General features: G+C 40.0%; 15 protein-coding genes, 1 tRNA gene and 1 riboswitch. All 16 genes read left to right on the forward strand.

Annotated elements, in window-relative coordinates; all coding sequences use genetic code 11:
* Positions 1-17 precede the first annotated feature (17 nt).
* Positions 18-138, reverse strand: a riboswitch (TPP riboswitch).
* Between the two features lie 103 nt (positions 139-241).
* The 16 genes from H4075_RS08310 (at position 242) to H4075_RS08385 (ending at position 21,971) form a co-directional block, all read left to right on the forward strand.
* Positions 242-964, forward strand: coding sequence for a head GIN domain-containing protein (locus H4075_RS08310; protein ID WP_182805857.1), 723 nt, complete (start codon positions 242-244; stop codon positions 962-964).
* A gap of 26 nt (positions 965-990) precedes the next feature.
* A complete protein-coding gene (locus H4075_RS08315; protein ID WP_182805859.1) occupies positions 991-1,719 on the forward strand; it encodes a head GIN domain-containing protein in 729 nt (242 codons plus the stop codon).
* Positions 1,720-1,828: 109 nt separating this feature from the next.
* A tRNA-Met gene (locus H4075_RS08320) sits at positions 1,829-1,900 on the forward strand.
* A gap of 81 nt (positions 1,901-1,981) precedes the next feature.
* Positions 1,982-2,851 (forward strand): GTPase Era, encoded by an 870-nt coding sequence (era, locus tag H4075_RS08325; RefSeq protein ID WP_182805860.1) that lies wholly within the window; start codon positions 1,982-1,984, stop codon positions 2,849-2,851.
* A 95-nt stretch (positions 2,852-2,946) separates the two neighbouring features.
* The gene (gene der / locus H4075_RS08330; RefSeq protein WP_182805862.1) at positions 2,947-4,257 is read left to right on the forward strand and encodes a ribosome biogenesis GTPase Der; all 1,311 of its coding nucleotides are present in this window, start codon (positions 2,947-2,949) and stop codon (positions 4,255-4,257) included.
* Between the two features lie 43 nt (positions 4,258-4,300).
* Positions 4,301-4,591, forward strand: coding sequence for a hypothetical protein (locus H4075_RS08335; protein ID WP_182805864.1), 291 nt, complete (start codon positions 4,301-4,303; stop codon positions 4,589-4,591).
* 186 nt (positions 4,592-4,777) lie between these two features.
* On the forward strand, positions 4,778-5,353 hold the full coding sequence (locus H4075_RS08340) for an RNA polymerase sigma-70 factor (RefSeq protein WP_182805865.1): 576 nt from the start codon (positions 4,778-4,780) through the stop codon (positions 5,351-5,353).
* A 50-nt stretch (positions 5,354-5,403) separates the two neighbouring features.
* Complete coding sequence (locus H4075_RS08345; protein ID WP_182805867.1) at positions 5,404-6,513, forward strand: FecR family protein; 1,110 nt, start codon at positions 5,404-5,406, stop codon at positions 6,511-6,513.
* A 241-nt stretch (positions 6,514-6,754) separates the two neighbouring features.
* Positions 6,755-10,114: a TonB-dependent receptor gene (locus tag H4075_RS08350; RefSeq protein WP_182805869.1), complete on the forward strand. Its 3,360-nt coding sequence runs from the start codon at positions 6,755-6,757 to the stop codon at positions 10,112-10,114.
* Positions 10,115-10,139: 25 nt separating this feature from the next.
* A complete protein-coding gene (locus tag H4075_RS08355; protein ID WP_182805871.1) occupies positions 10,140-11,663 on the forward strand; it encodes a RagB/SusD family nutrient uptake outer membrane protein in 1,524 nt (507 codons plus the stop codon).
* Between the two features lie 34 nt (positions 11,664-11,697).
* Positions 11,698-12,585, forward strand: a complete 888-nt coding sequence (locus H4075_RS08360; RefSeq protein WP_182805873.1) for a LamG domain-containing protein — start codon at positions 11,698-11,700, stop codon at positions 12,583-12,585.
* Between the two features lie 93 nt (positions 12,586-12,678).
* On the forward strand, positions 12,679-15,984 hold the full coding sequence (locus H4075_RS08365; RefSeq protein WP_182805874.1) for a VCBS repeat-containing protein: 3,306 nt from the start codon (positions 12,679-12,681) through the stop codon (positions 15,982-15,984).
* A gap of 28 nt (positions 15,985-16,012) precedes the next feature.
* Complete coding sequence (locus H4075_RS08370) at positions 16,013-17,449, forward strand: glycoside hydrolase family 30 protein (RefSeq protein WP_182805876.1); 1,437 nt, start codon at positions 16,013-16,015, stop codon at positions 17,447-17,449.
* 20 nt (positions 17,450-17,469) lie between these two features.
* The gene (locus H4075_RS08375; RefSeq protein WP_182805878.1) at positions 17,470-18,930 is read left to right on the forward strand and encodes a glycoside hydrolase family 30 protein; all 1,461 of its coding nucleotides are present in this window, start codon (positions 17,470-17,472) and stop codon (positions 18,928-18,930) included.
* Between the two features lie 18 nt (positions 18,931-18,948).
* Positions 18,949-20,625 (forward strand): glucoamylase family protein, encoded by a 1,677-nt coding sequence (locus H4075_RS08380; protein WP_182805880.1) that lies wholly within the window; start codon positions 18,949-18,951, stop codon positions 20,623-20,625.
* Between the two features lie 2 nt (positions 20,626-20,627).
* The gene (locus tag H4075_RS08385; protein ID WP_182805881.1) at positions 20,628-21,971 is read left to right on the forward strand and encodes a glucoamylase family protein; all 1,344 of its coding nucleotides are present in this window, start codon (positions 20,628-20,630) and stop codon (positions 21,969-21,971) included.
* Positions 21,972-22,020 lie beyond the last annotated feature (49 nt).

Below are 22,020 nucleotides of genomic sequence, written 5' to 3' on the forward strand. Positions count from 1 at the left end.
TAACGGAGAGAGGAATATGCATGAAGAACCTCCTTCCCTGCGCAGGCATTACCCTGATCAGGTTCTACGGGTTTGATCTCAGCCTCCGTACTGGTTCCGGGCCCTGGAACCGACGGGTAAGCACCCCGGGGAATCTGTGTCAAAAACCGGCTAACCGCTTTTTTGACGGCACAAAGATAAATTCTTTCAGGTTTGCTGTAACATTTTCCTTTCAACTGCCGTATCACATAAAACAGAAATTATGAAGAAGTGGATTTTCAGCCTGTTTACCTTATCAATTGCCCTGTTTGCAAAAGCACAGGATACACAAATACAAGATGCCAACGCCGAAAAAAGAACCATTAAACCTTTTCACACTATTAAAGTAGGAGATGGGATCGATCTTTTTTTATCACAGTCAACCGAAGAATCAGTGGCAGCAAGTGCTTCACGTGATGAATTTCTCGGCCGTTTAAAAACGGAAGTGGAAGATGGAGTACTGAGGATCTATTACGATCGTGAATCATTTGCCGACTGGACCAGCTCCGGAAAGAAACTGAAGGTGTACGTTTCGTTTAAAAGTCTTGATCAGTTAACTGCAACAGCAGGCAGTCATGTAAATGTGAATGGAAAGATCAAAGAAGAAACACTGCGACTTTTCCTGAAATCAGGTGCCCAATTCAAGGGTACTGTTGAAGCAGGAAAATTAACGGTGGAAACAGAAAGCGGATCAAGTTCAACTCTTTCCGGTTCGGCTGGAACCTTTAATGTGAGCGCCAATAGTGGTGCAAGAATGCGGGCTTACGATCTGGCGGCGGGCAAAGCTGATATACGCTCAACCAGCGGTGCCAAAGTGGAAGTAACCGTGCAGGAAGAAATGAAACTCTACTCTTCAAGCGGTGGAAGTATTTATTACAAAGGAAAAGGAAAAATCAGCGAAGTGGGCACTCATATAGGTGCAGTGATTCGCAGAGCAGATAGTTAATTCACATATAAAAAACCTTATTAAAAATGAAAAAGATTGTTTTATCCATCCTGTTATTTGTTGCAGCAACTCCTGTTTTGTTTGCACAGGAAACAACTGTGATCAATGATAAAAATGCTGAAGCAAGAAAAGTAAGTGGCTTTCATGGCATTAAAATTTCTAATGCGTTTGATGTGATCATAAAACAGGGAAATGAAGAAGCAGTTGTGGTAAGCGCAAGCGAAGAGAAATTCAGAGACCGTATTAAAGTCAACGTAGTGAACGGCATTTTGCAAATTTCTTACGATAATGAAAAAGTATGGAAGTGGACAAATGAAAACAGGAAGCTGCGTGCTTATATTTCAGTAAAGAATATTGATAAGTTAGATGTTTCAGGCGCAACAGATATTAAGATCGATGGAGTACTGAAAGGATCGAACCTGAAAGTTGATTTAAGTGGTGCTTCCAGTTTAAAAGGAGCTATCAGCTATGCAAGTGTAACAGTAGATCAGAGTGGTGCATCTAATTCAAAATTATCAGGCACTGTTACAAATCTTGATGTGGATGTAAGTGGTGCAAGTGATTTTACAGGGTTTGATCTTATCACCGAAAATTGCAGGGCAGAAGCTTCCGGTGCATCTGATGTGAAGATCACCGTAAATAAAGATCTGAAAGTGGATGCAAGCGGCGCAAGTGATATTCAATATAAAGGCACTGCGTCAGTTAGTGATTTCAGAACAACAGGAGCTTCCAGTTTAAAGAAACGTACGAAATAAGTTTTCGATAATTATCCAGATGATGAACAGAAAGGCAGAAAATATTTTCTGCCTTTCTGTTTTTTCTTTTGGGAGCTAACCTCAGAACCCTTAATTTTGCACTCCATTCCGCGAAGTAGAGCAGCGGTAGCTCGTCGGGCTCATAACCCGAAGGTCGGGAGTTCGATCCTCCCCTTCGCAACAAAAGTCCTCCGCCAAGCGGGGGATTTTCTTTTTATTTCATAGCTTGTAGCTTGCGGCTTTTAGCAGGCAGCGTTTTTTCATGAAAGTTGGATTTGTAAACATATTTGGTAAGCCTAACGCCGGCAAAAGCACTTTAATGAATGCGTTGCTTGGTGAAAAATTGGCCATTGTTTCATCGAAAGTGCAAACAACAAGGCATCGCATCAAAGGCATTCTCACAACTTCCGATTACCAGTTGGTGTTTTCTGATACACCGGGCATCATTGATCCCAAATACAAGCTGCAGGAAAAAATGATGGCCAGTGTAAAGAGTGCATTGGAAGATGCAGATGTGGCGCTGTTGCTGGTAGATGTAAAAGACAGCTGGCAGGAAAATGAAGACCTGTTTACGTCACTCAGATTAAAAGTGCCGGCCATGGTTGTATTAAACAAGCTTGATCTTGTTGATACGGCTAAACTGGAAGAAGCAAAAACCTTCTTTGAAGGAAAGCCTTACTGCAAAAAAGTAGTAACGATCTCTGCGTTGTCAGGCGTTAATAAGAAAACTTTCATCAATCATATACTTGAGTTTGTTCCTGTAGGGGAGCCTTTCTTTGAGGAAGATCAGCTAACGGATCTCAGCACCCGCTTTTTTGTGGCAGAGCTGGTTCGTGAAAAAATATTTGATCTGTTCTCTGAAGAGATCCCTTATCACACAACAGTAGTGGTAACGGCTTTTGAACAAAAGCAATCATTGATCAAAATTTCTGCAGACATCATTGTGCAACGTGAAACTCAAAAAGGAATTCTTCTCGGCACTAAAGGTGAAATGATCAAGAAGTTAGGGACACTTGCCCGTGTGGACATCGAGAAATTTGTTGATTCAAAAGTATTCCTGGAGCTGTTTGTAAAAGTGCGTCCTAAATGGAGAGACAGCGATCTGTTTTTGAAAGAATACGGGTACAATTAATCTTTTTTAATCTGTTTGTGAACGTGCTGAGGCAGGTAGTGATTGCATTGCTTTCTGTTTAATTCAGTACTTTTGTCAACTTTATCTGTTTTATTATGAGTGGTTTTACTGTAGCAATTGTGGGTCGGCCCAACGTGGGCAAGAGTACATTCTTCAATCGTTTATTGCAGGAGCGTAAAGCAATTGTGGATGATGTGAGCGGGGTTACCCGTGACCGTCAGTATGGAGTGGCTGATTGGAATGGCAAATCGTTCAACCTGATCGATACCGGTGGGTTTGTACCTGACAGTACCGATGTATTTGAAACAGAGATCCGCAAGCAGGTAAAAATTGCTTTGGATGAAGCAAATGCTGTTGTATTTATGTGCGATGCTGCAACAGGTATTACTGATCTGGATGAAGCAATGAGCGATGTGTTACGTCGTACAACCAAACCCGTTTTCCTGGCGGTAAATAAAGTTGATAACCACGAACGCTTGCTGGAAGCAAGTGAATTTTATGCATTGGGTATTGAAAAGATATTTTTTCTCAGTAGTATGACCGGAAGCGGCAGTGGTGAATTACTTGATGCTGTTGCAGAAATTATTCCTGAAGACCAGGCTGAAGTTGAGGTGTCAACTGTTCCAAAGTTTGCGATCATTGGTCAACCTAACGTAGGTAAATCTTCTTTACTGAATGCATTGCTTGGTGAAGAGCGCACAATTGTAAGTGATATTGCCGGCACAACAAGAGATACTATTCATACACATTATAATCTCTTCAATAAAGAATTTATATTGATCGATACTGCAGGTATCCGTCGTAAAACAAAGGTGAATGAAGACCTGGAATTCTATTCTGTGATCCGTGCTATTCGTGCATTGGATGAAGCCGATGTTTGTTTATTGGTACTTGATGCAGAGAAAGGAATTTCACAACAGGATCTTAATATTTATTCGTTAGCGGTCAAGAAAGGAAAGGGCATTGTTGTACTGGTGAACAAATGGGATCTCATTAAAAAAGAAACAAACACTGCACGTGACTATGAAAAGGAACTGAAGCAACGTTTGCTTCCTTTTAATGATGTACCCATCCTGTTTATTTCTGCTGTTGAGAAAACACGCATCATGCAGGCAATTGAAATGGCATTGCAGGTGGTAGAAAACAGGCAACGTAAAATATCTACTTCAGAATTGAATGAGGCAATTCAGAAATCGCTTCAGGCTTATCATCCACCGGTTGTAAGAGGTGTGCCGGTAAGTATTAAGTATGTAACACAATTGCCAACACCTGTTCCATCGTTTGCTTTTTTCTGCAATCATCCTGATGATGTGAAACAACCGTACAAAAATTATCTGGAAAATCAATTACGTAAAACATTTCAATTTACAGGAACGCCTATGCGTTTGTTCTTCCGTAAAAAATAAGAACGATTTTTGTATACTATCAGCAAAAATAAAATTATCGAAAATGAAAAGACTTTTGATCGTACTGTTTGCAGCATCATTCTTAACTGCCTGCAATAACGAAGCACAAAAAACGGACAACGAAAAAACAGAAACATCTTCTGAAGCAGCTGAAGCTTCTGATACCGGCAACCTTGTTGATAAAGCGCAGGAAGGAATGAATGAAGTAATTGATACCCTTCAAAGCAAAGGCGGCAAGCTTGCAGATACACTAAAAAAGAAAGTAGTGGAGCCGGTTAAAATCGAAGTGAAAAAGGCTGCTGAAAAAGTAAAAGAGAAAGTAAGTCAGGAATAATCTACAGAATTTCATATTATCAGGGCTGCACCAAATGCAGCCCTTTTTTTATGTTATCATTCGAGCTGCTTTTGTCGAGATTTCGATTTTTCATTTCAACATTTTTCGAAGAATTTGCAAGACATGATCAAAATCAGTTTGGCTCGTATTGTAAAATAAAATTAATTTACGTTCAGATTGATTGTTGTGCCAAACAAGAAGCCACATAAAAGTATCAAAGATCTTCAGCGGCAAATTGCTGTTTATGAAGATGAAACTGCTTATAAAGAGTTGTTCTTTATTCTATTCAATTCGCTTACACGCTTCGCTACAGGTATTGTTCAATCAAAAGAAGTTGCTGAGGAAATCGTATCGGATGTCTTTATGGGTATCTGGACAGACCGGGCAAAACTCAATGCAATTGACGACTTGCAACTCTACATCTTTATAGCTGTAAAAAATAATTCCATCCGCAAAGCAAAGCAATTGCATAAACGCACAACTATTTCCATTGATGAGATAGACGTGAACATGGAATCGATTTATCAAAATCCCGAACAACGGTTGATATCGGCCGAAAGTGTTAGCCGTATTGAAACAGCGATCAATCATTTGCCTCAACGGGCACGACTTATTTTTAAACTGGCCAAGGAAGATAATATGCGTTATAAGGATATTGCTACCTTACTCAATATCTCTGTAAAAACGGTTGATAACCAGCTGGCCATTGCCCTCAAAAAGATCACAACCGCCCTTGGCGCACCCTTCCGCAAAAAAAGTTGAATTGTCTTTAGGGGATTTTCTCTATTTCGCACTCCTTACTATTACCAACTATGAGCAGAGATAAAATCTGGCATCTGTTTTCACGCAAACTGGCAAATGAAGCCAGCATAGAAGAATTGCATGAATTGCAACAGCTTCTCGAAGATAATCCCACCCTTTTTCACGAGATGGAAGCCATAGAACAGCTATGGAATTCTGAGGCACAGGAGGATTCTGATTATCTTGAAGCAACCTATCATCTCCATTACGAAAAAATGAAAAAGCTCGGTATCGAGCCTAAACATATTGATGAGCCAGAGCTAGAGCCTGAGAAAATAAATATTTCCTTTTTCACCCCTAAAAGAAAAAAAGCGATTGCCATGGTCAGCTTGTTTGCTGTTACAGTGATTGCATTTTTCTTTATAAAGAAGCCGTCAGCAGAAGAATCAGCGCTTACAGCCGATGTAGCAGCAGCTCCAAAAGAAGTAGCAACAAAGAATGGCGTTAGCACTAAAATGCTGTTACCCGATGGTTCTACGGTTTGGTTAAATGCAGGAAGTAAGCTTGATTATACACGTATTGGCAAATCAGGTAACAGGGAAGTGCAACTTACAGGTGAAGCATTCTTTGATATCGTAAAAAATCCGGAACGTCCATTTATTATACACACATCAAAGATTGATGTGAAGGTGTTGGGAACAAAATTTAATGTGAAGGCTTATCCGGATGATAAAACAGTTGAAACCAGTTTGGTGCAGGGGAGTGTGGAAGTATTTGTAAAGAATCGCCCCGGAGAAAAGTACCTGTTGAAACCTAACCAGAAATTAGTGTTATTGAACAATGCAGAGGCTGATGTTTTGCCAAAGGCTACAGTAAACAAAAGTCCCAAGTTTCCAATCATTGCAATTGATCATTTAACATACCGTGACAATGATACAATGGCAGTAGAAACATCATGGATGCAAAACAAGTTGGTTTTTGAAGATGAAGCATTTGCCGAAGTAGCAAGAAAAATGGAGCGATGGTATGATGTGCGGATTCAATTCAGGAACAGGTCGCTTGAAGATGAATTGCTGAACGGCGATTTTCGAAAAGAAACACTCAAACAGGCGCTTGACGCCTTGCGGATCACAACAGATTTTCGATATAAGATTGAAGATAAAACTGTCCTTATTTATTAACAACCCCCAAACTGCAACTGATTATGACCCAACATCAAAACTCTTCATAATTAAGCGGCAAAAAAAACGGGAAATGCGCCAACATTCCCCGTATCAGTAGTACAATTTTCTTTCATCTGGAAGCCGCTTGCTATGTAAAAAGAAACGGTTTCCTCTATTTATACTACCAAAGCTTAAAAGTATGAAAAAAAGGACTTCGATTGCTAAGGCACTCTATGCCTTAAAAAAGCCGCTATTGATTATGAAACTAACGATTATGCTTGTTGTGTTGTGTACGTTTCATGCCTCGGCAGGCCTCACCGCACAAACAATAACACTCAAAATTCAAAACACGGAAATTTCGCAGGTGCTGAACAGCATCCAAAAACAGGGAGATTTCAGATTTCTCTATAATTCCAAACTAAAAGATCTAAAGCAGAAAGTATCTGTTGAGTTCGAAAATCTCAACATCAGGGAAGTGATGGAACGCCTGTTTGCAGGCACAAGCCTCACTTATGTTCAGCTGGAAAACAACCTCGTTGCTATCCGCTCATCAAACCCCGATGAAAAAGATATTCGTGTTACCGGTAAAGTAACCAGTGAAACAGGAGAAGCGATCTCTGCAGCATCAGTTATTCTGAAAGGAACCAACAACGGTACTGTTACAGACGGAGATGGTAATTTTGCAATTACTGTTCCTGAAAATGCAGTGTTGATCATTTCTGCAGTAGGTTATCTCACAACAGAAGTATCGGTTGCAGGAAAGCAACAACTTACTGTTAAGCTGGTACAATCAACACAAAAAATGGATGAGGTTGTGGTGATTGGTTATGGTACTGCCAGCAGAAGAGATCTTACCGGTTCTATTGCCAAAGTAAAAGGTGAAGAAATTGCTTCCCAGCCAAATACAAACCCGCTTGCATCATTGCAATCAAAAGTAGCAGGTTTGAACATTGTGAACACTGCCATCCCCGGTTCAGCACCTGATGTAAGGATCAGAGGAACGATCAGTGTTGGTACCATTCGCCCCGTTTATATTATCGATGGTATTTTCAGTGATAACATGGATTTTGTTAATCCAAGTGAAATTGAAAGTATTGAAGTATTGAAAGATCCTTCTTCACTTGCCATCTTTGGTATTAAAGGTGCGGCAGGTGCAATTCTTGTTACAACGAAGCGTGCAAAAGTTGGACAAACAAATATCAATTTCAATACAACGTTTGGCGTTAAAAACCTGGTTGATAAAATTCAACTGGCCAATGGCGATGAATTCAGATCATTGTTAACATTTGAAGCCAACAATCGTGTGGCAGATGATCCTGCATCAAATTCATTGTTGAGCTTTGTTAATAATGTTGGTGGTCCGGGTATGTCAGCATTTCCAGGCAATACAGATTGGATCGATGCGGTAACACGCACAGCAACATTCAGCACAACCAATCTTAGTATTGATGGAAGTACCGATAAGAACAGGTTCCATTTTGGGTTAGGTTATACATACGATGAAGGTTTGGTGAAACACGTGAAATACGAACGTTTGACCATGAACATTAATGATGAATTTAAAATAAACAGAAAATGGAAGGTTGGTTTTGGTATTATTGGTTCTAAAGAAAATCTGCCTTATAACAGTGGCGCTTTAGAAAATGCAAGGAGATCATTACCGATCGTTCCTACTGCAACTAAACAATTCTACACAAGAAATCCATACGGTGTTGATTCTGGTTATTACGATCTGTATTCTAACACACCCATCATTCAGAATTCAGAAACCAATCCATTGGCAACATTGGAATACAACTGGAACAAACGGATTGATGGCCGTTACCGCTTTGTTGGAAATACATTTGTTGATATCAACATCACAAAGGACCTCAACTTCAGAAGTACATGGTATGCTGATATGAGTTTCCGTAATAACAGGGAATACACTCCGTTGTATTATCTGTACGATCCAACTGCAACAGGAAGCAACCAGGTATTCTTAAGAAACAGTCTTACAGCTGTTCGCCAGGATATCATCAACACCAAAGCATTCCAACAGGATTATATTGCTACTTACAAAAAGAAATTTGGTGATCATTCAATAACTGCAACAGGAGGTTTTACAACTTATTACAGCAGTTACGAGCAGGTGAGTGGTACATTAAGCCAAAGAACTCAGGGTGTAAATATCATTCCTGATGAGAAGCGTTTCTGGTATCTCAATACAGGTTTTGGTGATCTTAAAAGTATTATACCAACCGGCCAAAGTGAGTACACAACTGTATCAGGTTTGGCAAGGGTACTTTACAATTACAAGAACAAATATTATCTGAACGGAAGTTTCCGTAGAGATGGTGCAAGCCAGATCAACAGAGAGTATTCAAAGAAATTCCAAAACTTCTGGGCAGTTGGTGCGGCTTGGGAAATTTCGAAAGAAAGCTTCATGGATAACCAAAAAGTATTCGACTTCCTGAAGTTAAAAGCATCAACAGGTTTGCTGGGTAACTTTACTGCACAAGGAAAAGCATATCCTGCATATCCAACATTCTCTACCACATCTTCAGCTGTATTTGGTGATAATTTAATTCCTGTTTATGTTCCGGATTATCTTTTCGATCCGAACCTGAAATGGGAAACTGTAAGCTCATCAGAAGTTGGTGTTGAAGCAGACATGTTAAACAGACGTTTACATTTTGAAGCAGCTTATTATTACAAGAAAACAAATGACCTCATCGTTCTTCTCGAACCATCAGGTATTTTACCAACACTTACTAATAACGGTTCAATTGAGAACAGAGGTTTTGAGTTTGTTGCAGGATGGACACAGCAAATCACAAAAGATATGAGTTTTTCTATTGGCGGTAACCTTACAACGTATGCAAACAAAGTGTTGCATCTTGAGTTTGCTGCAAGAAAAACAATTTCTTCAAGTGAGCAAACGCCTAACCAGGCTGAAACAGGTTTCCCGATTGGTTATTTCTACGGTCTTATTGCTGATGGTATTTATCAATCATATGCCGACATTCTTGCATCACCTGTGAATACAATTAATGGTGGTGGTGTTAAGCCGGGTGATCTCAAGTACAGAGATTTGAATAAGGATGGCATTATAAATGATAAGGACAGAACAATGATCGGTAACCCGACCCCTGATTTCACGTATGCCATCAATGGAACATTCCGTTACAAATCATTCGATCTGAATGTAGATTTTGCAGGAAGCTATGGTAATGAAATTTACAGAGTGTGGGGAACATCAGAACAAAAGAACTCTGTTTACAACTATCCGAAATATTATACTCAGGCATGGACAGCAGCCGGCACTTCCAGTACCGTTCCGATCGTAAATCAGAACCACCTTGTAAACAGGGCGCCTTCTACTTACGGTATTGAAGATGGAAGTTATTTCAGGGTCAGAAACCTCGGACTGGGATATACATTCGGAAAGTTTCCTAAGGTAACAGGTTTAAAGAATCTGAAGTTAACCTTCAATGTACAAAACCTGATGACATGGAAACGTAACTTAGGCTATTCACCTGAATTTGCAGGAGATGCATTTTCTTTCGGAATGGATTTTGGCGGAGCAGGAAGTGCATTACCACGTGTTATAACATTTGGACTCAATGCAAATTTTTAATCTAAACCGAATTAAACTTTTGAACATGATCAAGATAAAAAAATTAGTAGTTGCTGCAATGCTTGCGTTGCCCACTATTACACTTATTACCGGTTGCAAAAAATTTCTCGACAGACAGCCCTTACAGGCAACTGTTGATGATATTAAAGTTGGTGCATTGGAAGGAAAGGCATTGGGCTTATATGGTGCCATCCGTAACTCTGCTGCACAACCTTATTGTGGAGATGGCTTTCAAAGCATTCCATGGGTGGCTATGAATGGTTTCCGTTCAGACGATGCTGAGATCGTTTCAGATCCCGGTGCTTCTGCCTGGCACCAAACGTATGATAATTTCCAATACACAAAAGATGATTGGGGAGCAGGTTTGTATTGGGATAAGCACTATGTTTTCATTGGTCTTTGTAACGATGCGTTGGATGAAGCTGAGAAAGGTGGTTACACCGATCCCGGTTCAATGATCAATATAGCTGAAGCGAGATTCTTTAGAGCATACGCTTACTTTGATCTGGTGAGAACGTTTGGCGATGTGCCTAAAATTGATTTCAAGATCAATACACCATCAGATGGTAACATACAAAAATCACCATCTGCACAGATCTACGCATTGATCGATGCTGATCTTACGTTTGCAGCACAGCATCTTCCTTCAGAATGGGAAACAAAGTATAAAGGCCGTCTCACAACGTATGCAGCAAAAACACTGCATGCAAAAGCTTTGCTTTACAGACAACAATGGGCATCGGCTTTAGCACTTTGTAAAGATGTGATCGCTTCAACTAAATACGATTTGTTTACGCCTTACTGGAAAATATGGAAGAAAGAAGGTGAACTGAATGTTGAATCGATCTTCGAAATACAGGCATCAAAAACAGCTGGTGATGGTAACACATACTGGAGTCGTCTTGGACAATGCCAGGGCGTACGTGGTTCTGGTACCTGGGATCTTGGCTGGGGTTGGAATACACCATCTGCAAGTCTTGTAAGTGCATATGAAGCAGGTGATGTTCGTAAAGATGCGACCATTCTTTTCTCAAATCAGTCAGACGGTGGTACTAATACCGGTGGATATGGATTAGTGGTTCCCAATCTTACCAATGCTTTGTACTGGAACAAGAAAGTATATAATCAATACAGCGATTACCAGGCTGCAGGTTTGGGTACACCAAATAATGAAGCCCAGAACACATGGGTTAACCACAGAGTGTTGCGTTATTCAGATGTATTGTTGATGGCTGCAGAAGCTGCTAATGAAATTGGTGGTGCTGCTAATCAAAATGATGCAAAGACATGGGTTAACAAGGTTCGTACAAGAGCAGGGTTGCCTGATATAAATTTTGTTGATCAGGCACAGATGCGTGCAGCAGTGAAGAAAGAAAGAAGATTTGAATTTGCAATGGAGTTTGAACGTTTCTTTGATCTGGTTCGTTGGGGTGATGCAGCTACTGTATTAAGCGCCAACGGCTATCAGAATAAGCATCGTTACTTCCCGATTCCGACATCTGCATTGAATTCAAACCCGAATCTTACACAAAATCCTGAATGGCCGTAAACACAGTTTATTCATATTTATAAACACAACAATTATGAAAAATGGTATCAAAATAATATTTGCATCGGCTGTATTGATGCTGGCTCTTTTTGGTTGCCAGAAAATGAATAAGCCACCGTTGGGAGATTATCCGCAGGATAGTAATCCGCCTGATGGTCCCCTGAAATTCTATGCAGCGTTTGATGGCTCAACCACTAATTCACTGATGAATGCTGTGGATAGTATTAAAGCAAATTTCCCTTCTGATAACCCACTTGCTTCTGTTGCAGGAGTTAGAGGAAAAGGAATACAAGGTGCTTCCAAGAAGTTTATCAAATACCCCTCATTCAACTCATGGGTTGGTAGCAGCAGTAGTTTTTCTATTTCCGTTTGGTTCAAGAAAAACGGACAAACACTGAATAATGCTGGAGGCAATGGGCCTGAACACATTTTTTCCTTAAGAGGTTCTGACGGAAATTATCATTGGAGTAATGCAGTAATGTTTTTATTTCTTGAGGGCAATAATACTTCTTGCGCAATAAAATGTATGGTAGTAAGCCCATCAAACGCCGCTGATCCAAACAGTTCTGCTACTGATAAGTGGTTTGAGTGGGCTGGTGGGGAAGCGATTTCCGGATTAGTGAATGATCAATGGCGTCATATGGTTTTAGTATATGATGCAAATACAAGTGGAATGACGCTTTATATTGATGGCGTGGCAAACTCTAATGTTAAAACATGGGGAGGACACGGAGCTATTCGTCTTGCTGGTGCAAAAGTGGGTGAATTCAGAGTAGGAAGAGGACCAAGAAATGATGGTGATGGCGATGGAGAAGGTGGATGGTTACAAAGTTCTTTCAAGGGCCAAATGGATCAATTCAGATTGTACAGCAAAGCGCTCACTGCAGCTGAAGTTCAAACGCTTTTTACCGGTAAAATGTAATACGTTTCTTAGCAGTTGGGTATTCATAAAAAGGGCTGAACAAGTTTTGTTTCAGCCCTTTTATTCTTGATTGGTTTTAATTTTTCTTTTCTTATGGTTCATCAGAAACCTTTTTCTCTTGTCTTGCTCGCAGCAGGCTTCTTCGTTATTTCATGTAGTTCTTGTAAAGAGAAAAAAGAAAACCCTTTATTCGTAAGTCTTCCTTCATCACAAACAAATATTCAGTTTGTAAATGAGGTGAAGGATAAAGATATGTTCAATATCCTGTATTATTTGTATTTCTATAACGGAGGTGGCGTAGCTATCGGCGACCTGAATAATGATGGCTTGCCGGATATTTATTTTACGGCTAATTCTAAAGGAAACAATAAACTCTATTTAAACAAAGGTAATTTTCAATTCGAGGATATAACCGAAAAAGCAGGCGTTAAAGGAACGGCCGATTGGTGTTCAGGTGTTACCATGGCCGATGTGAATGCTGATGGCTTGTTAGATATCTACGTTTCTGCATCAAGTCTTCATCATGGATTGAAAGGACAAAATGAACTCTTTATCAATAATGGCAACGGCACATTTACTGAAAGTGCTGAAAAGTTCGGTTTAAATTTTTCGGGTTTCGGTACACAGGCAGCTTTTTTTGATTACGATCATGATGGTGATCTTGATTGTTATTTGCTCAATCATTCACAAAAACCAAACGCAAATATTTTCGATACTTCTGCACGAAGAAAACCAGACATGCTATCAGGCGATCTGCTTTACAGAAATGAACTTTCAACTTCCGGAAAGTTCAAAGATGTTTCAGCAGAAGCAGGCATTTACCAAAGCAGTCTTGGTTACGGATTAGGCATTGCAGTTGCAGATTTTAATAACGATGGCTGGGAAGATATTTATGTGGGTAATGATTTTCATGAGAATGATTACTACTATCTCAATAACGGCAATGGTACGTTTACCGAAGATGGTGCCGGGCATTTTAAACATTACAGCCGTTTCAGTATGGGTAATGATGCTGCTGATATTAATAATGATGGGCAACTGGATATTGTAACGGTTGATATGCTTCCTTACGATGAGAAAGTATTGAAAACATATGGTAGTGATGAGAACCCGGATACGTATAAGTTTAAGCTGATGGGCCATGGTTATCAAAATCAATATTCAAGAAACTGTTTACAGTTGAATAATGGAAATGGCAGCAGTTATAGCGAAACTGCTTTACAAAGTGGTATCTCAGCTACTGATTGGAGCTGGAGTCCTTTGTTTGCTGACTTTGATAATGATGGTAATAAAGATCTGTTCATTTCTACCGGGATAGTAAAGCGCCCTGTTGATCTGGATTATGTTCGTTTTGTTTCTGATCTCGTGTTGAAAATGGATGTGAACAAAACGAATAAGTATGATCAGGTAGCAATTGATAAAATGCCTGATGGTGCATCGCATCCTTTTTTCTACAAGGGTGATGGCGGCATAAATTTTAAAGATGTAAGTAAGGAGTGGGGTACACTGAATATGAAAGGTTATTTCAATGGTGCATCTTACGCTGATTTAAATAACGACGGCAATCTTGATGTAGTGATCAATTGTATCAATTCGCCTGCCTTGATCTTAAAGAATCAATCACCTGCTAAATTAACCATTGATATTGCATTTATTGGTAATAACGGCAACACGTATGGTATCGGTTCGAAAGCATGGGTGTATTCAGGTGGTAAAGTGCAGTATCAGCAACTGATGCTTACAAGAGGCTTTCAATCATCAAGTGATACAAAACTTCATTTTGGGCTGGATAGTGTAAGATATATCGACAGTATATTGGTGGTTTGGCCCAATCAGAAATACCAGGTGGTCAAGAATATTCCGGCAAGAGGTTTTATGGAAGTAAATCAATCAGCAGCCGGTGGTAAGTTTGATTATACAGCGTGGTTCCCTGCAAAGCAAAGACAATTTACAGATATCAGTCAGCAGTTGCTGGTGAATTATGCTCACCGGGAAAATGATTTTCTTGATTACAATAAACAATATCTCATTCCTCATCAACTTTCAACCAAAGGGCCAAAAGTTGCGGTTGCTGATGTAAACAAAGATGGGCTGCAGGATTTTTATGTATGCGGCGCATCCGGTCAGCCTGGTAAGTTAATGGTTCAAACAACCGCAGGAAAATTTACAAATATTGATACAGCAATTTTTTCTGCAACAAAAATGAGTGAAGAAGTAGATGCTGTTTTTTTTGATGCCGATAACGATGGCAACCAGGATCTGTATGTAGTGAGTGGAGGTAATGAATACAAAGATGGCGACAGTTCCTTATCTGATCATTTATACATGAACAATGGTGCCGGGCATTTTACAGTTGCAACGAACAGGATTCCGAACTTGCTGAAGAACAAATCCTGTGTAAGTGTTGCTGATATTGATAAAGATGGTGATACAGATCTGTTTGTTGGCGGTTTGGTTGATGCCAGGCAATATGGCAAAGCACAACCTTCTTACTTGTTGTTGAATGATGGGAAGGGCAATTTCTCAATCGCACCTCCGGCAGTAGTTGATCTAGAGAATACAGGCATGGTTACTGCTGCATCTTTTGCTGATATGAATAATGATGGCTGGAATGATCTTGTTGTTACAGGTGAGTGGATGCCGGTAAAAGTATTCATCAACAAGAACGGTAAGTTTATTTCAACTGATATTCCTGCATCAACAGGATTATGGCAAACAATTCATACTGCCGATGTAAATGGCGATGGACTCATGGATATACTGGCAGGAAATTGGGGGCATAATTCAAAACTCTATGCAGGTAAAGATGGACCGCTGAAATTGTATGTAAGAGATTTTGACGGAAATGGTTCCGTTGAGCAGGTCATGGCTTATACGGTAGCTGGTAATGAATATACCTTCCTTGCAAAAGATGAATTGGAAAGAGCGTTGCCGGTTCTAAAAAAAGTATATCTGCAATACAGCGAGGTTGCAGGCAAAACGGTACAGTATATGTTCTACGACCTGTTTAAAGATTATACAGAACTAAAAGCTGAAACATTAAGTTCTTCCGTTTTTTTAAATGATGGTAAAGGGCATTTTACACGAGTAGAATTGCCGGAAGAGTTGCAATTGGCTCCTGTTTTTTCGTTTTCTGCAGCACCTGCAACTAAGCCCGGTAGTTTTATAGCAGCCGGTAATTTCTATGGAACAATTCCATACGAAGGCCGTTACGATGCTTTGTGCCCGGGTATATTTTCATTCGATAAAACAAAAAATAAATTCACTGTCGATAAAAACGTAATAGATATTGATGGCGAAGTGAGAGATATGAAATGGTTGAATTTGCAGGGAAGTAAACCTGTATTGATGGTCGCAAGAAATAACATGCCGTTGAGTTTTTATCAACCGGTCAAATAACTAATGAATCACTAAGAAATTTTTAGAAATGAAAAAGAATCATTTTTTTACTCTTATAGCGCTCAGTACACTTTTTGTTTATGGCGATTGCAATAAGAAAGACACTGGTGGTCAAACTAATCCACCCGCAACTCCTGTTAATGAAGTTGACTTCTGGCTTACCAAAACAGATCAAACTTCCTTGCTTCAAAAGCAAACAACGCCTCTGGCGTTCAGCACAACAAACAACGGCTATCTTACCATCGATGTTGATTCAACAGTTAAATATCAAACAGTAGATGGGTTTGGGTATACACTTACTGGTGGAAGTGCCTACCTGATCAAACGAATGGGAACAACTGAGTCTGCTGCATTGTTAAATGAATTGTTTGGCAGTACCAACAATGCTGCGAATGTGAGCTATCTGCGTATTAGTATTGGCGCTTCAGATCTCAGTCCTTCTGTTTTTAGTTACAATGATTTACCTGCAGGACAAACAGATCCAACGCTTGCTAATTTCAGTCTTTCACAGGATACAGTTGATCTTATTCCGGTGTTGAAACAAATACTTGCCATCAATCCTTCCATAAAAATCATGGGTTCTCCGTGGAGCCCTCCTGTTTGGATGAAAGATAACGGTAGCAGTATTGGCGGAAGTTTATTGCCACAATATTATGCAGTGTATGCACAGTATTTTGTGAAGTACATACAGGCGATGAAAGCAAAAGGTATTACCATTGATGCGATTACATTACAGAACGAACCACAGCATGGTGGCAATAATCCAAGCATGGTAATGTCTGCTGCACAACAGGCCGATTTTGTAAAGAATCATTTAGGTCCGGCATTTGCGGCGGCGAACATCACTACAAAAATTATTGTGTGGGATCATAATTGTGATAATCCGAATTATCCCATCACTGTTTTAAATGATCCGGCTGCAAAAGCATTTATAGATGGTTCAGCTTTTCATTTGTATGCAGGAGATATCAGTGCATTGTCAACTGTTCGTAATGCGCATCCTGATAAGAATCTTTATTTTACTGAACAATGGACTGGAGCAAACGGAACATTCGGTGGTGATCTTACGTGGCATGTAAAAAATGTGGTTATAGGTTCTATGCGCAACTGGAGTAAAATTGCATTGGAGTGGAATCTTGCAAATGATCCATCATTCGGTCCGCACACGCCGGGAGGTTGCACTGAATGTAAAGGAGCGTTAACGATAAGCGGTTCATCGTTCAGCAGAAATGTGGGTTATTACATTATAGCACATGCATCAAGATTTGTTCCGGCAGGATCAATTCGCATTGAAAGCAATGTTATTAATGGTGTAAGCAATGTCGCATTTCTCACACCATCAGGTAGGAAGGTGTTGATCGCCGTAAATGATGGAGGTACAACAGCCATTTTTAATATCAGGTATAAAGGAAAAGTTGCTGCAACAGGTTTACCTGTAGGGGCAGTTGGGACTTATGTATGGTAATACGTTTAAAACAAATAGCGATGAAGAAAATTTTGTTAGCAGCAGTTGTGCTGCAAATGATCGGATGTGCTGAAAAAAAGAATGCAGAAACAACGAACATATCCTTTTCAACTGAAGGAAAGAAAGTATTTGCCTATACCACGGCTGATAGCACCAGCTTCAGATTGTCAGCTACTGACACAGCAAGTTTTACAGATTTTGGTCAGCCCTTTGAAACGCAGGTATGCGTATTTGTTGATCCTTCAAAAACAGATCAGACGTATATGGGCATTGGCGCTGCCATTACCGATGCATCTGCCGAAACATTAGCAAAGCTGCCTGCCAACAAACAAGAGGAATTACTCAAAGCATATTTTGATAAAGAGAATGGCATCGGTTATTCCATTGTGCGTACAAATATCAACAGTTGCGATTTCAGCAGTGATATGTACACGTATGTAGCTGATGGCGATAAAGAATTAAAATCATTCAACATTGAACATGACAGGAAGTATAAAATTCCGATGATCAAAGCTGCAATGAAAGCGGCGGGTGGTTCTGTAACATTCTTTGGTAGTCCTTGGAGCCCACCAGCCTGGATGAAGGATAATAACAACATGCTGCAGGGCGGAAAACTAAAAGCTGAATTCGCAGGAGCGTGGGCGATGTATTATACAAAATTCATCAAAGCATATGAAGCGGAAGGTATTCCTGTATGGGGTATTTCCGTACAGAATGAACCGATGGCAAAACAACGTTGGGAAAGTTGCATTTATACGGCTGAAGAGGAACGTGATTTCCTAAAGAATCACCTTGGGCCAACAATGCACAAAGAAGGATTGCAGGATAAAAAAATAATTGTGTGGGATCATAACAGGGATCTGATCTATCAACGTGCATCAACTTATTTTAACGATCCGGAAGCATCAAAATATGCGTGGGGTATTGGTATGCATTGGTATGAAAACTGGAGTGGTGGTGATCCAATGTTTGAGAATGTGGGATTGGTGCACCAGGCATTTCCGGATAAGAATATTTTATTTACAGAAGGTTGTGTTGAACGTTTTGATTCTACAAAATACAACTGGTGGGCTTTGGGTGAACGTTACGGCCGTTCTATGATCAATGATTTTAATAACGGCATGGTTGGTTTTACTGATTGGAATATTCTGCTTGATGAAACAGGCGGCCCGAATCATGTTGGCAACTTTTGTTTTGCGCCGGTACATGGGCATTCAAAAACAGGCGAGTTGGTTTATACTAATTCCTATTATTACATCGGTCATTTTTCTAAATTCATTCAGGTTGGTGCCAAGAGGATCATCAGCAGCCCAAGCCGCAGTCAATTACTTACAACATCTTTCCTCAATCCTGATGGAAGTGTGGTTGTAGTAGTGATGAATCAGGGAAATATCAATACCGATTTTGTAATATGGATCGATGGAAAAGCGGCACAGGCCAAAGCATTACCACATTCTATGAACACGTATGTGATCAGGTAACAACTGATCGGTAAGATTATGAAGAACTGCATTGCCATATTAGTTATTTCTGTTGTGATTCTTTCTTTTCATTCTTGTAAGAAAAAATCATCTCCACCAACTATTGTTCCACCTGCATCGAAGTTGATGTTAAGTACAATTCAACTCAATAGCAATGGGTGGGGTACAACATTGTATGGTATCAACAGGCAACCGGTTATCAGGATGCGTTTTTCAGGTCCGGTTAAACAAAGCACAGTAGCAACTGCATTAAAATTATCGGATGGAACCAATCCTGCTGTGGCGCTCAGTATATCTTACGAAAGCAAAGATTCAGTTGTGGTGGCACAGCCGGTTGCGGCATTGGCGGGACTTACACAATATTTTTTTACTATCGATCCTTCTTTGCAGTCAGCAGCAGGAACAGATTTTGTTTCATCAGTCGATCAACGTTTTATTACACAGATCGATTCATCAAGAAAATTTCCCGCTATTACTGATGACGAGTTGTTGACGAAAGTGCAACAACAAACGTTTAAATACTTCTGGGATTTTGCACATCCGGTTAGTGGATTGGCAAGAGAACGAAATACATCAGGTGATGTGGTGACATCAGGTGGTTCGGGCTTTGGCGTAATGGCACTTGTAGCAGGTGTCAACCGAAATTTTATTACAAGGGCGCAAGGTCTTGCGAGAATGCAAACCATCATTGCCTTTCTGAAAACGAATGCACAAAAATTTCATGGAGCATTTCCGCATTGGTTAAATGGTGCCAGCGGAACAGCAGTTGCGTTCAGTACAAAAGATAATGGTGCCGATCTTGTAGAAACATCTTTTCTGATGATGGGTTTGTTAACTGCCCGACAGTATTTCAATACTGCAGATGCAGCAGAAGTAAATCTGCGGAATGATATTACAGCATTATATAATGGAGTTGAATGGAGTTGGTTCAGGAAAAATAATGAACAGGTATTATACTGGCATTGGAGTTCCAATTATAATTGGGAAATGAATTTGCCGATACGTGGCTGGAACGAATGTTTAATTACCTATGTGCTGGCAGCCTCTTCACCAACTTATGGTATTCCTAAATCTGTTTACACAGGTGGTTGGGCAGCAAACGGAACGAATGGTTTTGTCAACGGAAGTTCGTATTACAATATTCAATTACCGCTTGGTATCAGTCACGGTGGTCCGTTATTCTTTTCGCATTATTCATTTTTGGGTATCAATCCAAATGGTCTTTCAGATGCTTATGCTAATTACGAAGTGCAGACAAGAAATCATTCACGCATAAATTACCAGCATAGTGTTGTTAATCCAAATAATCATTACGGGTATAGCGATTCTGTTTGGGGGTTAACAGCAAGCGATATTCCAGGTGGATATACTGCCAGCTCGCCAACAAATGATGTAAGTGTGATTGCACCGACAGCAGCATTGTCGTCAATGCCATTCACTCCAACTGAAAGTATGAAGGCGTTGAAGTTTTTCTATTATGTGTTGGGCGATAAGTTGTGGAAAGAGTATGGTTTTGTAGATGCATTTTCATTAAAACAGCTTTGGTTTGCCAATTCATTTCTTGCTATTGATCAGGGACCGATCATTGTAATGATCGAAAATCACCGTAGTGGGTTGTTGTGGAATCTGTTTACAAGTTGTCCTGAAGTAAAAGCAGGTATGTTATCACTTGGGTTTACTGCACCTTATTTATAAATATGAAGAAGAAGTTATTCATACTTGCCGCTGTACTATTTGTTGTACATATTGTTTCTGCTCAGAAACAGAACGCAAAATTTGATCCGCTTAGCCGACCAAAAAATTTATCCGATTCTGCTTTGCTTGATCTTGTGCAAAAACAAACCTTTCGTTATTTCTGGGATTTTGCTCATCCTGTTAGTGGAATGTCAAGGGAGCGGAGTAATAATACTTTTGGTTATGGAGATGAAGTTGTAACAACAGGCGGAACAGGGTTTGGTATTATGAGTGTAATCGTAGCAACAGAACGTAAATGGATCAGCAGGGATACTGCTGCAAAATTTCTGTTACGTATCGTGAAGTTTTTAAGCAAAGCTGATTCCTATCATGGCGTATTTGCGCATTGGCTTCACGGTGCAACAGGCAAAACAATTCCATTCAGCAGGAAAGATGATGGTGCCGATCTTGTTGAATCGTCTTATTTATTCCAGGGATTACTCTGTGCTCGTCAGTATTTTAATGCTGATAATAATCTTGAACGTGAATTGCGCAACCGCATCAACTGGTTATGGAATGATATTGAATGGAACTGGTTTACAAACGGCGGACAGGAAGTGTTGTATTGGCATTGGAGTCCAAATAATGGATGGGCAATGAATTTTCCTGTGCGTGGCTTCAATGAATGTTTGATCATGTATGTGTTGGCTGCATCAACACCTAATGAAAAATATGCAGTGAGCCCGGCGGTATATCATCGTGGCTGGGCAGAAAGTAATTTCTTTAAAAATGGGAAGGAGTTTTACGGAATCAAATTGCCGCTTGGTTTCGACTATGGCGGGCCGTTGTTCTTTTCTCACTATTCTTTTCTTGGTCTTAATCCACAAGGTTTGAAAGATCGTTATGCTGATTATTGGGAGCAAAATAAAAATCATACACTCATCAACCGGGAGCACTGTGTAAGAAACCCCAATAAGTTTAAAGGTTATGGTGCTGATTGCTGGGGGCTTACTGCAAGTGATACTTACAATGGCTATGCTGCACATTCCCCCACAGAAGATCTCGGAACAATTTCACCAACGGCCGCATTGAGTGCATTTCCTTATACACCTGAGTATTCTATGCAGGCATTAAAACATTTTTATTTTAAGTTGGGAGATCAGATATGGAGTGAATATGGTTTTGTGGATGCATTCAACGAATCAAAGAACTGGGTAGCAAAAAGTCATTTGGCCATTGATCAGGGGCCAATTATCGTAATGATTGAAAATTACCGCAGCGGTTTACTCTGGAAATTATTTATGAGCTGTAACGAAGTGCAAAATGGATTGAAGCGTTTACGTTTTGAAAGCCCGGCAATTAAATGATCAGCATGAAGTGTGGTTGCTTTTTCAAGTAGTATGAAATTTAAAATAG

The organism is Lacibacter sediminis, assembly GCF_014168535.1.
GTDB classification, from domain to species: Bacteria; Bacteroidota; Bacteroidia; order Chitinophagales; family Chitinophagaceae; genus Lacibacter; species Lacibacter sediminis.